This window comes from Myxococcus sp. XM-1-1-1, from assembly GCF_020037095.1.
GTDB classification, from domain to species: domain Bacteria; phylum Myxococcota; class Myxococcia; order Myxococcales; family Myxococcaceae; genus Myxococcus; species Myxococcus fulvus.
The window spans coordinates 316911-329302 of the sequence record NZ_JAIQDH010000010.1 but is presented as its reverse complement, the minus strand read 5'-3'; the positions used below and the strand labels follow the sequence as shown (position 1 = coordinate 329302).

At 68.3% G+C, this 12392-nt stretch carries 10 protein-coding genes; 5 read left to right on the top strand and 5 right to left on the bottom strand.

The genetic code is table 11. The features are described 5' to 3' along the window. Positions 1-141 precede the first annotated feature (141 nt). Positions 142-960: a GNAT family N-acyltransferase gene (locus tag K8640_RS21650; RefSeq protein ID WP_223748758.1), complete on the top strand. Its 819-nt coding sequence runs from the start codon at positions 142-144 to the stop codon at positions 958-960. Between the two features lie 76 nt (positions 961-1036). After that, positions 1037-1735 carry an iron-containing redox enzyme family protein gene (locus K8640_RS21645; protein WP_223748757.1) on the top strand — a complete coding sequence of 233 codons (699 nt, stop codon included), beginning with the start codon at positions 1037-1039 and terminating at the stop codon, positions 1733-1735. A gap of 49 nt (positions 1736-1784) precedes the next feature. On the opposite strand, the gene K8640_RS21640 is transcribed toward K8640_RS21645, so the two are convergent. Next, on the bottom strand, positions 1785-2930 hold the full coding sequence (locus K8640_RS21640; protein WP_223748756.1) for a LuxR C-terminal-related transcriptional regulator: 1146 nt from the start codon (positions 2928-2930) through the stop codon (positions 1785-1787). Positions 2931-3386: 456 nt separating this feature from the next. Between K8640_RS21640 and K8640_RS21635 the strand changes: the two genes are divergently transcribed. After that, on the top strand, positions 3387-4028 hold the full coding sequence (locus K8640_RS21635; RefSeq protein ID WP_223748755.1) for a hypothetical protein: 642 nt from the start codon (positions 3387-3389) through the stop codon (positions 4026-4028). A 151-nt stretch (positions 4029-4179) separates the two neighbouring features. Then, the gene (locus K8640_RS21630) at positions 4180-5622 is read left to right on the top strand and encodes a serine hydrolase (protein ID WP_223748754.1); all 1443 of its coding nucleotides are present in this window, start codon (positions 4180-4182) and stop codon (positions 5620-5622) included. Here K8640_RS21630 and K8640_RS21625 read toward each other — a convergent pair whose 3' ends face one another. From K8640_RS21625 to K8640_RS21610, 4 genes are all read right to left on the bottom strand, one after another. Further along, positions 5623-6912 carry an adenylate/guanylate cyclase domain-containing protein gene (locus K8640_RS21625; RefSeq protein ID WP_223748753.1) on the bottom strand — a complete coding sequence of 430 codons (1290 nt, stop codon included), beginning with the start codon at positions 6910-6912 and terminating at the stop codon, positions 5623-5625. 110 nt (positions 6913-7022) lie between these two features. Then, positions 7023-7310: a hypothetical protein gene (locus tag K8640_RS21620; protein WP_223748752.1), complete on the bottom strand. Its 288-nt coding sequence runs from the start codon at positions 7308-7310 to the stop codon at positions 7023-7025. Between the two features lie 22 nt (positions 7311-7332). Further along, positions 7333-8091, bottom strand: a complete 759-nt coding sequence (locus K8640_RS21615) for a DUF5953 family protein (RefSeq protein WP_223748751.1) — start codon at positions 8089-8091, stop codon at positions 7333-7335. After that, entirely contained in the window at positions 8088-8813 is a 726-nt protein-coding gene (locus tag K8640_RS21610; protein WP_370640370.1) for a DUF6310 domain-containing protein, read from the bottom strand. The genes K8640_RS21615 and K8640_RS21610 overlap by 4 nt, the downstream gene beginning before the upstream one ends. A 348-nt stretch (positions 8814-9161) precedes the next feature. Between K8640_RS21610 and K8640_RS21605 the strand changes: the two genes are divergently transcribed. Further along, positions 9162-12230 carry an error-prone DNA polymerase gene (locus tag K8640_RS21605; protein ID WP_223748749.1) on the top strand — a complete coding sequence of 1023 codons (3069 nt, stop codon included), beginning with the start codon at positions 9162-9164 and terminating at the stop codon, positions 12228-12230. Positions 12231-12392 lie beyond the last annotated feature (162 nt).

Here is a 12392-nt window from a genome sequence, read left to right as displayed (position 1 = left end):
GGCGGGGATGAATCCGCCCGGGTGATATCGCGCACCCACGTGCGCCAGCGCTCCTCCGCCGTCGAACTCGGGTCTCCCGTCACGAAAGGACGTGAGAGGGCGGTGAGACACCGACCCTCTTCGTGACCAGGAGGGGTACCCATGACGTGCAGACACGGGCGCTGGCGTTGGTGTGTCGCCGCCACCCAGAAGGAACTCGATGCCGTGGCGCGCATCCGCTGGGCGGTCTTCGGCGGAGAGCTGGGCTTGTTGTCCGAGCAGTCCGCGGTGTCCCGGCGGGAGGTGACGTGCGTCGACACGCTCGACACCACGGTGCACGTGCTCGTCCATGCCGGTGACGAGCCGGTGGCGACGATGCGCGTGGCGCTGCCCAACGCGGAGGTGGCGGCGAACCTGGGCGGGAAGGTGGGGCTCGAGATGGAGCAGCGGGTGGACCTCTCGGGGCTGCTCCAGCCGGGGAGGCTGGTCGCGGAGCCCTCGCGCTTCTGTGTGTTGCCCCAGTGGCGGCGCTCGGAGGCCGTCACGTGGCTGCAGGCGGGCATGTACGCGGAGAGCCGGCGGCGCGGCGTGACGCACTGGATTGCGTCCGCGAACCTGGAGACGGACTCGGCCGAGGACGCGCGCCTCGCCTGGCGGGTGGCGGCGCGCCGCGGCTGGCTGAGCCCTCACTGGCGCGTCTCCATCCCCGACACGTGTCGCGCCCCGGCGCGTCCCCGCAGCCCCTTCTACACGCCCGAGGAGCGGGCCAGGGCGGCGCGAGGACAGTGGGACGGGCTGCGGCTGCCCCGGGCGCCCGCGCTCTTCGCCAGGACGATGGGCGCGCGCTTCATCGCCGAGCCCCTCTACGACACGTATTTCCAGTGGTTCACGCTGCCGCTCGTCATGGCGCTCGATGAGATTCCGACGGACTCCCTGGCGCGCTTCCACGCGCTGGAGCACGGCGTGAGCCTGGCCGCCTAGGCGGTCGCGGTTCCTTTCCCTTCACCTTCAACACGCAGCGACCGGGAGCCCCAGGGGCACCGGACAGGAGACGTACGTGCACACCCAGACGGAGAATCACGTGGGAGCGAATTGGTTGGCGGCGCTGGACGCGGAGGCGCGAGGGCTGGTGGAGGCGGTGGACGCGCAGCCCGACGCTCGAAGCCTCCTCGAGGGCACCCTCGACAAGGAGGGCTACATCCACTTCCTCATCCAGACGTACCACTACGCCCGCTGGAGCACGCCCATCCTCGCGGAGGCGGGCGTGCGGCTGAGGCAGCAGGGCCGGCTCCCGGAGCTGGCGACGCTGCTCATCCAGAAGGGCGAGGAGGAGCGGGGGCACGACCGGTGGCTGCTGTCGGACCTGAAGAACCTGGGGTGCTCGGAGGAGGCCGTGGAGTCGGCGGCGCGCAGCCCCGCGGTGGAGGCGTATACGGGGTGGAACTTCTTCACCTCCCGCGCGGGCGTGGCGACGGCGGCGCTGGGGACCGCGTACGTGCTGGAGTACCTGTCACAGACGCGGGCGGGCCTGTGGGCCGAGCGGCTGCGGGAGCTGTCCACCATCCCCAACATCCGCAAGTCGGTGACGTTCCTGCGCAGCCACGGCGCGCTGGACGGGGACCACGTGGCGGAGATGGAGCGGCTCTTCGCGGGGCTGACGGAGCCGGAGGACCAGGAGGCGATCCTCTTCTCTGCCCGGGTCGCGCGGTGCGTCTACCCGCGCATCTTCCGTCAGGGCGGTGAGCTCGCGAGGTAGCGCTCCGCGCCCGCGAGTCGGAGGCGCCTCCGACTCGCGGTGGGGCGCCTCACACCGGCTTGCTGAGGAGGGCGAGCTGGTAGAGGAAGTCGGCGCGGTCGTCGACGCCCAGCTTGCCGAAGAGGTTGCGCACGTGGGTCTTCACCGTCTGGTCGGAGATCTTGAGGTCATCGGCGATCTGCCCGTTGGACCAGTTGCGGAGCACGCCCTTCGCGATGTCGAGCTCGCGGGTGGTGAGCTCGCGTTGCATGTGCAGGGGCAGGGGGATGGAGTGGGGGAGCTCGGTCAAGAGGAGGGCCCACTGGCGAGGAGCGTCATTGGCGGGCAGCTCGATGAACCGGCACGTGCGGTAGCCGTCGGGATGATTGACGACCCAGAGGTTCTTGCCGAGCCGCTCGTCCGGGGTCATCCGGATGAGGGTGTCCAGCTGCTCCTTGAAGGCAAACGGGAGCCCGGAGGCGTGGAGCTCCGACGGCGTGAACCAGCGCTCCAGCAGATGGGTGGCGTGCTGGGAGCGGAACACCTCGCGCCTGGGCGGCTCCAGGATGATGAAGGCGGAGTCGTCGCGCTGGTAGAGCTCCTGGAGCAGCTGCGCGCCGGCGGTCATGTCCTGGAAGTCCTGGCAGTTGCCGAGGGTGTTGGCGAAGTGCCGGGTGACGCTGGCGAGGGCGGTGACGCTCTGGTCGGGGAAGGGCGAGCGCTGGTGCCGGTAGAACGCGAGGGCGCCGACGAGGCCCGGGCGGATGGGCACGAGGACGGCCATGATGTGCTCCAGGGGCTGCTCCAGCTCCCGGCTGCGTTGATAGACGAGGGTGCGCTCGTAGTCCCGGCGTGAGAGGAGTTGCGTATCGCAGATGGGCACGCCGGGCTTGGCGAGGATGGGGTCCCGGAGGAAGTCATGGTCGACCAGGCCGGCATACTCCTCGAGGATGGGGATGCGGTGGCCGGGGACGTGCCAGCGGAAGTCGAGCGTGGGCGCAAGGCGCATGAGGCACAGCGCCATGGCGTCGGCCTGGACGAACTCGAGCATCGACGTGCGGCTCGCCTCGAGGGCTTTCGGAACGGAGCGCTGGCTGCCGAGCGCGATGATTGCGTTGTCCCGGACCACGAGCTCTCGAGTGTTGAAGTCCGTCGGATTGAACATCCACTCCTCCTGGTCAGGCCACCCCGTGGGGTGCGCCAGCATGTCCTTCATCCATACATAAGTCCGGGCTGTAAATCTGTCCCTCACCCCGCAGTGGTATGGACAGGAGGCCTCGATGGGCGTTGGTGTATGCCGAGTCAAAGACGACTCAGTGCATGGAGTCCGCGGACTGGTGCGGCGCACAGGCAACCAGGCCCCTCCTCGTTGAAAGCGTCATCGCATGAATCGGGGCGTGATGGCACCACCACGCCTCGGCTCGCGCCCGTGCTCGTCCCTGGTCTCGAGAAGGTCGTCGCGGTGGTCGCGGGCGCTCTCTTCTTGCTCGCGGATGGCCCCGTCGCCTGAGGCGCAACCTCTACGGTCGGCGTGTGGGCTTCTACGTGCTTGCGGTGGTGCCAGCGCTTCTTTAGAGAGGCGCTCAGCCGCGCAGTGCTCGGATGTCGTCGAGTGTCTCCTGGCGAGTGGCCGCGCGGCGCGAACGCCACTGCGCCATCACGAAAGCAATCCATGAACCGTTACATCGCAATTGTCGCGACGGGCCTTGCTGCGTCCATGCTCACCGCTTGTGGAGATGACGCCGAGAAGAAGCCGGGACCTTCGACGGAGGAGTCCGAGGGCTACACCTTGAGCGGGCAGGTGACGTCGTTGGAGCCCGCGATGGTTTCGGGTCGCAGCAAGGTGACCATCGCCTGGGACAACTGGATGGGATCGGGGGACGTCATCGTCTCCCAGGGCAACCGCCTGCTGACCGGGAGCGTCCCTGGGGCGTTCACCTTGACGCTGGAGGACGCACCTCCGACGGCGGCCCTCAACCACTTGAATCCCGGGCTGCTGGGCACGGGGTACTTCGCTGTCTACGACGATGTGGACGGTGATGGCGTCATGGACCTGGATGACGACGAGGCCCTCCAGGGACTCTCCATCCACCACGCGGTGCTCTACGTGCCGGAGGTGACGGAGGACGTCCTGGCGTGGCTGCGCAACAGGGGGCTCGTCACCAACCTGGAGGCGCTGAAGCCCGGCTTCAACCTGGCGCGGGGCGTCTGCCGCGAGGACCAGTCCTTCGACTCCCTGGAGATCATCCCCGTCGAGCCCGTGGAGGTGCTCGGTGGCGTCGACTTGAGCGACGGGTGTCTCAACATCCACTGAGTCGAAGTACCGCGTAGCGGTGGCCATGCGACGCGCGGAGCAGGTGCGTCGCGTGGCGCTCGGGGCGGGTGCACCGGCTCGCTCACCGTGGATTGACCCAGCGCCAGGGGGCTCCTTAAGGTGTGTTTCCACCTCTGGAAGGAACACCGGGATGTCTCGCCAGCTTGTCGCCGTGCTCTGCTGCGTGCTTGCCGTGGGGCCGTTGGCTGCTCCGGCGGCGAATCCAGAGCTGACCACTCGCCTCGACGCGCAACTGAAGCGCAACCGCGAGCGCTACGGTATCGCGGGTCAGGCCGTGCTCATCCGCCACAACGGTCAGCTCGTCTATCAGGCCGCGACCGGTGAAAAGGATGTCGAGCGCCACGCGCCTGTGTCGACCGACACCGTGTTCAACGCCTATTCGTTGGCCAAGCTGCTGGCCAGTGTGTTGGTGATGCAGTTGGTCGAGCAGGGCGGTGTCGAGCTGGATGCACCCGCCAGCCGCTATCTGCCCGAGCTTCCCGATGCGTGGAAGGCGATCAGCGTGCGCCACTTCCTGAACCACAGCTCCGGTGTGCCGGAGTACTTCGAGAACCGCGAGGGGACCCTGGTGTCGAAGGGACACGCGGGGCTTGCGCCCACGTTGGAGGCGGCGTTCGCGGGGCTGGCGGACACGCCGATGCAGTTCGCCACCGGCAGCAGCAACCGCTACACGCAGACGAACTTCCTGGTGCTGACCGCGTTGCTGGAAGCGCACTATCGTCAGCCCTATGCGGCCATCGTGCGCCAGCGCATCCTGAAGCCACTGGGGCTGCGCAACACCTGGCTGGGACCTGCTGGCGTGCCCTCCGCGCGCCTGGCCAGGGGGTACATCGGCAAGGACGGCGCGCTGCGGCGGGAGGATGATATCGCCTGGCCCGCCTATGCGCTGGGGCATGCCAGCCTGCACACCACCGTGGGAGATCTCGATCGCTTCCTGCAGGCGCTGGCCGCCGGCAAGCTGGTGCGTCGGGCGACGCTCCGGACGCTGTTTCAGCCGCGGAAGCTCAGCACGGGTCGCGACAGTGGGTTCATCAGTGGCTGGGAGTTCGGGCAGAGCGGCGACTATCGGCAGATGAGCCACGACGGTGGCACTCGCGTTCGGGCTCGCCTGTTGTTCAAGGACTCGCTGGTGGGTGACACCTGGACGTTCGTTTATTTCACCAACGGCAGCGTGCGCAATGTCTGGTCACGCACGCTGGTGGACAGCACCATGGCGCAGGTGGCGCCACGGCTGTTTCCGCGAGAGACGCTGTCCGAGCGGTTGATCACCCATGCCCTCGCTGATGAGGGCGCCGATGACACGGGATTGAAGACCTGGTTGCGCGACGGCAGCGGCGTCGCCACTGAGGAGTTGGAGCGCGCGATCAACAGCGCCGGCTATTCCGTCCGAGAGAACCTCGGCGACCGCGCGGCGCTGAAGGTGTTCACCCTCAACACCGTGCTTCATCCGGAGTCAGCCAATGCCTGGGACAGCCTGGCTGAATGCCATGCCGCGCTGGGGGATGCGGTGACCGCGGCGGAGCTCTACGCGAAGTCGCGGCGACTGGCCGATGCCGTGAAGGCGAAGCCGTAATCAGGCGTGCGGGGTGATGACCGGCCTTCCTTCGGGCGCTGTCGGTGGCGCGATGGCCGTGGAGGGGACGAAGGTTGCGACGGGTTCGCTCTTGCCCTTGACCGCCACCGGAGGGGCAGGAGACCAGGTGAAGGTCTCTCCCGCGGTGGCGCGCGTGGATGAGGACACGAGCAGCGGCGTCCCCACCTGCTTGGTGAGCCCTTCGATGCGGCTGGCCAGGTTCACCGCGTCACCGATCACTGTGTACTCGCGCCGCTGAGGGCTGCCGACGTCTCCCACGACGACGCGGCCGGTGTGGATGCCAATTCCGATCTGCAGTGGCTCCTCGCCTCGCGCCACGCGCTCCGTGTTGAGCGCCGCCAGCACGTCGAGCATCTCCAGTCCACACGCCACGGCCGCGCGCGCATGGTCCGGGTGGTCCAGGGGGGCGCCGAAGTAAGCGAGGATGCCGTCGCCGATGAACTTGTCGAGCGTCCCGCCATGGCGGAACACCACTTCCACCATGCGCGACAGGTACTCGTTGAGCAGCGCGACCACCTGGGGGCTGTCCATCCGCTCGGACATGGAGGTGAAGCCGCGGATGTCGGAGAACAGCAGCGTCACCTCGCGATGCTGGCCCGTGGCGAGGCCGGTGCCTCGATCGGCGATGTGGCGGGCCACCTCGGGGGAGAAGTAGCGACCCAGGCGCTCGCGGCGAGCCTGCTCGCGGGAGATGCCATGCAGCAGGTGTTGGATGCGGTGCGTGGCATAGGCGAGCGTCAGGGCCGTGACGCCGAGGATGACGACGAGCACGGGGGCGAGGCTCCAGTCCTCGGCAGTGCCCTGGCTCATCAGGAAAACCGAGAAGCCCATACCCATCACGGCGCAGAGCGCCACGGTGACGACGTCCAGCGACAGCACCGACAGCGCGAGGAGCACGCAGAACACCCCGCAGGACATGGGGCCCACGAGATTCGCGGGCACATCAGCCAGGAGGGTGACGTATTGCTGGATGAAGACCATGGGCGCGTCCACCAGCGCCACGGCCAGGCCCGCATACCTGTACCCGCGAGTGAAGACCGCCGCCGCCCAGAGCACACCCGCGAGCACCAGGTAGACGCCCAGCGCCACTGGGGACGCGGGCCACGAGAGGCTCAGGCTCAAGCAGAGCCAGGCGAGCACACCGAAGAAGCGCAGGGCCCCCAGACGACGGGCCACACGAAGCCGTTCGTCGACGAGGTTGCGCTCGAAGGCGATGGACAGGTCCGGCTCAGCCGGGTCGAGGAGACGAGTCGCGAGCTGCGGCAGCATGTATTCATGACGCTACCAGAGGCGGCCCGGGCCCTTTTGCGTGAAGCCGGTCTGTCACCCGGGGTGCGTTTCGGACGGAGGCGCCGTCACCCCGGGTAATACCTGTGGTTTCAGTCCGAGGACGCGTGGGCTGCGTCGGAGGTGTCTTGGCACATGCTGGGAGACGCGTCCGAACTGGAGGCACAGGTCTCGCTGGAGGTGCCATCGACCCAATCCGCCAGCCAGCCGCGAAAGCCGGTGAGTTCGAGCTCGCGTTGGCCGTAGATGCCGAGGGCTGCTTCGGCGGCGGCCTGTCGACACTTTCGCGCGTAGCGGTAGCCGAGGACGATTGCCCAGACTGCTCCCAGGAGACCCATCAGGACCGACAGCACCACCGCTGCTTGAAGTACCCAGGTCATGGCCACCTCCTGGTGGGCCAATCTATCTCAAGTCCGCACGGCCTCCGATCTGCGGGAAACGCTCATAAGTTCGCTTGAGGGCATCCAGGTGGGTGGGGTTGTCGTAGTCGAGAGGCGTATCCGTGAGTTGCACAACCCATCCTCCTGATGCCGTGCGCCGCGCTCGCGTGAGCAAATCGGTGTCGCGAGCAGGATCAGGGAACCCGATGGTTCGAGCGGTAGCGGCGGACCAGTAGTTCACCCATCCGAGGAAAGAGGGCGTCTCTTTCTCAGGGAGCTTCTCTGGGAGGCTGAGCATGGGCAGCCCACGAGGTGAGTGATCCGGCCCACTCGCAGAGCGGCGAAGCTGCTTCGCGATTTCCGAGCCATAGCCCTGCTGCGACGCATGTCCCCAGAATGCTTGCGCCCCCTCTGCCACGGCCTCCAGCACAGCCGCAGTTGCCGTGAGCACAGGTGGGTCGAGTGGCAGTTTGGCATGCACTTCGAATTGGGCCTGCCCACCCGGGCTGAAGAGCGCAGAGTTTTCACACCCCATCACTGTGACGGGGTAGCTCTCGTTCCCGTTGCACAGCAGCGGGAAGCCCCCGTCCTCGATACTCTTCATGAGCCACGCGTCGCGCTGCGGCAGTGGAATGGGTCTTCCGCTTTCGGAGATCCGCCACTCCAGGCGCAAGCCAGGGAGCGCCTTTTCCATCCCCTGGATGGCATCGAGAGCGCGGCCGTCTGTGCCTGCAAGCGCAGGCGCATAGACGATGAGGGTGAGGGTTCTCGGTTGGGTCATCGAGGGCATCCCGTGACGACGACATTGAGTGTGGGAATCTCGTCGAGCAGTGCGCGCTGGTGATCTTCGGTGCTCACACCGACGACGAAGTCGTATCCACATCTTGCCGCGGTGTCTCGCTCCTTTCTGATTTGTTTCAACTCGCTCTCAATCTCCCGGTCCTGGATGAAGCGATTGTACGTGTCGAACTGATGGGTCTTGAGCTCCCACAGCACGCGCGCGCCGACCTGTAGTGCATCGAAGCGCACTCCGTTCACGATGACGTCCATCCCAGGGTATCGGTTCGGAGGAAACGTGTCGGCGCACGCGTTATGCGGAGCATCATTGCCCGCGTGTGGCACGGGGATGGGCCTGCACTCCGGGCGACGCTCTTGTTCCGCGGGCTCGGTTGGCACTGGTGGGAATGCGTCCTGACCCGCTGGCTCGCGCTTTCGATTCGCGGAAGGTTCCCGCAGGGCCGGCTTCGTCTGGAGCGAGGCCTCGTCATTCTCCGAGCTGCTCCCCCGCAGCTCATACGCCTCCAGCGCTTCCTCGATGACGACCCCCACCACCACGACACCCAAGACAATCACCGCGCCCACGACAATCTCGGGCGCGGCCAGGACACACAGGCCGATACCCAGGGCCGCCGCGCCCGCCGACGCGACCGTGCATCTCCGCGTCGGGTCGTTGAACCGGACCCGGTCATGGTCGAGCGCGTGGAAGCAGCGCTCCGCGAGCACGGGCCACGGTTGGGAGGCCTCGCGGACGACGCATCGTCCATCATCCCTCCACGGCAGCTCCGCCGCCCGCTGGAGGTTGGCGAGCCGAGTGGCTCGAGGCCCAAGCTCCCTGGGCCCCGGTGCCGACGTGGCGCACGCCGTGAGGAACAGCAGGAGTGCCGCACAGGCGCGCGAGCTCATGGTCACGCCCGTTCAATCAAGTGACGAAGCCGCAGGTCAAGGAGGCTCGGTCCTCGCGGGTCCCTCTGGAAGCACGTGGAAACAGGGAACCGAACCCACCAAGTCCCTCGCACGTCGAACGAAGATCCGACCTAGCGCCTGAACGGCCGGTCAGTGTCTTGATCGGGCGTGGACTACGCCGAGCTCGTCTGTCGCTCCAACTTCTCGTTCCTGCACGGGGCCTCGCACCCGGAGGAGCTCATCGTCACGGCCGCCCGGCTTGGTCAGCGCGCCCTGGCGCTGACGGACGCGGATGGTCTCTACGGGGCCGTGAAGGCCCACCTGGCCGCGAAGGAGCACGGCCTGCGCCTCATCCTGGGCGCGGAGCTGACGCTCGAGGACGGGCCTCCCGTGGTCGTCTACGCCGCGGACGCCGGGGGCTACTCCAACCTCTGCTCCCTGGTCTCCCAGAGCCGCATGACCCACCCCAAGGGTGAAGCCGGGCTGCCCTGGCGCGCCCTGGCGGAGCGCTCCAGCGGCCTCCTCGCGCTCCTCCCCGAACCCGCCCCCCTGGAGCGCATCGCCCCCCTCGCGGAGGCCTTCCCGGAGCGCTTCCACGTCGGCCTGTGCCGCACTCTGTCCGCCGGAGACTCCGCGCGCGAAGCGCAAGCCGTCGCACTGGCCCGAGAGCTGAGGACCCCCCTCGTCGTGCACAACGACGTGCACACGCACCACCGACGCCGTCAGCCGCTCCAGGACGTCCTGACCGCCGTGCGGTACGGCACCACCGTGGACCGCGTGGGCACGCGCCTGATGCCCAACGCGGAGCGCACGCTGAAGGGCCCCCAGGAGATGGCGCGCCTGTTCGCGGACCGGCCGGACGCGCTGGAGCGCACCGTGGAGCTGGCCTCGCGCTGTCGCGCCTCCCTGGACGACCTGCGCTACCGCTTCCCCGAGGAGGACCTGCCCCCGGGCCGCACCGCGGACGAGCACCTGCGCGCCCTGACCTACGAAGGGCTCACCGTCCGCTACCCAGCGGGTGTGCCCCCCGAGGTGGTCAAGCAGATCGAACACGAGCTGCGCCTCATCGCCGCGCTGGACTTCGCGGGTTACTTCCTGGCGCTCTGGGACATCGTCGGCTTCGCGCGGCGACGCGGAATCCTCTGCCAGGGCCGAGGCAGCGCGGCGAACTCGGCGGTCTGCTACGCGCTGCAGATCACCGCCATCGACCCGGTGCGCATGGGCCTGCTGTTCGAGCGCTTCCTCAGCATGGCCCGCAGGGAGCCCCCGGACATCGACGTGGACTTCGAGCACGAGCGGCGCGAGGAGGTCCTCCAGTACGTCTACGAGAAGCACGGCCGGCACCGCGCCGGCATGGTGTGCGAGGTCATCTGCTACCGGGGACGGCTCGCCCTGCGCGAGGCCGGCAAGGCCATGGGCCTGTCCCTGGACCAGGTCGACCGGCTCTCCAAGGTCTCCGCCGCCCACGGCTTCGAGGTGACGCCAGAGGTCCTTCTCGAGGCCGGCCTGTCCGCGTTCGACCGCCGCGTCCAGCGCACCCTGTCCCTCGCCTCCGAGCTGGAAGGTTTCCCCCGACACCTCTCCATCCACGTCGGTGGCTTCGTGATGACCCGCGAGCCCCTGACCCAGCTGGTCCCCGTGGAGAACGCGGCCATGCCCGGCCGCACCGTCATCCAGTGGGAGAAGGACGACATCAACTCCATCGGCCTGCTCAAGGTGGACCTGCTCGCCCTGGGCATGCTCACCGCGCTCTCGAAGTGTTTCACCCTGATTCGCGAGCACCACGGCCGTGAGCTGTCATTGGCCACCATCCCCGCCGAGGACCCCAAGGTCTACGACATGCTGTGCGAGGCGGACACCGTGGGCGTGTTCCAAATCGAGAGCCGCGCCCAGATGAACATGCTGCCCCGGCTCAAGCCGCGGACCTTCTACGACCTGGTCGTGGAGATCGCCCTCATCCGCCCCGGCCCCATCGTCGGGAAGATGGTCCACCCGTTCCTGCGCCGGAGGAACGGCGAGGAGACCGTCGTGTACCCGAGCGAGGCCGTGAAGGAGATCCTCGGCAAGACGCTCGGCGTGCCGCTCTTCCAGGAGCAGGCGATGAAGCTCGCCATGGTGGCCGCCGGCTTCTCCGCCGAGGAGGCGGACGGCCTTCGTCGCGTGCTGAGCCACAAGCGCGCCGAGTCGATGCTCCTCCAGTACCGAGGCCGCTTCGTGGAGGGCTGCCTGTCACGCGGCTACGCCCGCGCCCAGGCCGAGGAGTGGTTCGACAACTTCCGCGGCTTCGCCCACTACGGCTTCCCCGAGAGCCACTCCGCCAGCTTCGCGTTGATCTCCTACGCGTCCAGCTGGCTCAAGTGCCACTACCCGGCGGCCTTCACCACCGCGCTCCTGAACTCCCAACCCATGGGCTTCTACGCCCCGCACACCCTGGTCGCGGACGTGCAACGCCACGGCGTGGAGGTGCGCCCCGTCGACGTGCGCGTGTCCCGGTGGGACTGCACGCTGGAGGACGAGGGCAGGGCGCTGCGGCTCGGGCTGCGGATGGTGCGCGGCCTGGGCGAAGCCGCGGGCCGCCGCGTGGAGACGGGGCGCGGCGAGCACGGCTACACCGACGTCGGAGACCTGGCGCGGCGGGCCCGCATCCCCCGGCACGAGCTGACTCGCCTGGCCCTCGCGGGCGCGCTCGCGTCGCTGAGCGGCTCACGACGACAGGCCCTCTGGGACCTCCAGGCGCTGGGGCCGCTGGACTCGGACGACCTGTTCTTCGGCATGTCGATGGACGGCACGAAGGTGGAGCTGCCTTCGATGGACGTGTACGCGCGCGTCTGCGCGGACTACGACACCGTGGGCCTGTCCCTGGAGAAGCATCCGCTGGAGCTCGTGCGCCCGCTGCTCAAGCGCCAGGGCGCGGTGACGGCGGAGGGCCTGAAGACGGTGGCCTCCGGGCGCACAGTGACGGTGGGCGGGATGATGATCTGCCGCCAGCGGCCTCCCACCGCACGCGGCATGTGCTTCCTCTCGCTGGAGGACGAGACGGGCATCGCCAACCTCGTGGTGCCTCCGGACGTCTACGAGCGCTGCCGCAAGGAGCTCCACGGCGCGCTGTTCCTGGTGGGGCAGGGCGTGCTGGAGCGCTCGGGCAAGGTGACCAACGTGAAGGTGAAGACGGTGTGGGGGCTCGAGGCCGCCGCCCGCCTGGAGCCCTCGAGCGAGCGGCGCCGCACCTCCGCCTGAGTCCCGCCAGGACGCACTGCCGGTCCGACGTCACTCCGGACACGCCACGGGTGTCTGTCTACCCCTCTGGCGCCGGGCTCGCGTACCACCGCGACGCAGCCGCGTCCTCGTGGACCGCGTCCCTGGCGGAGGGACCGGGGCGCACCGTGTGGAGCCGCCTCG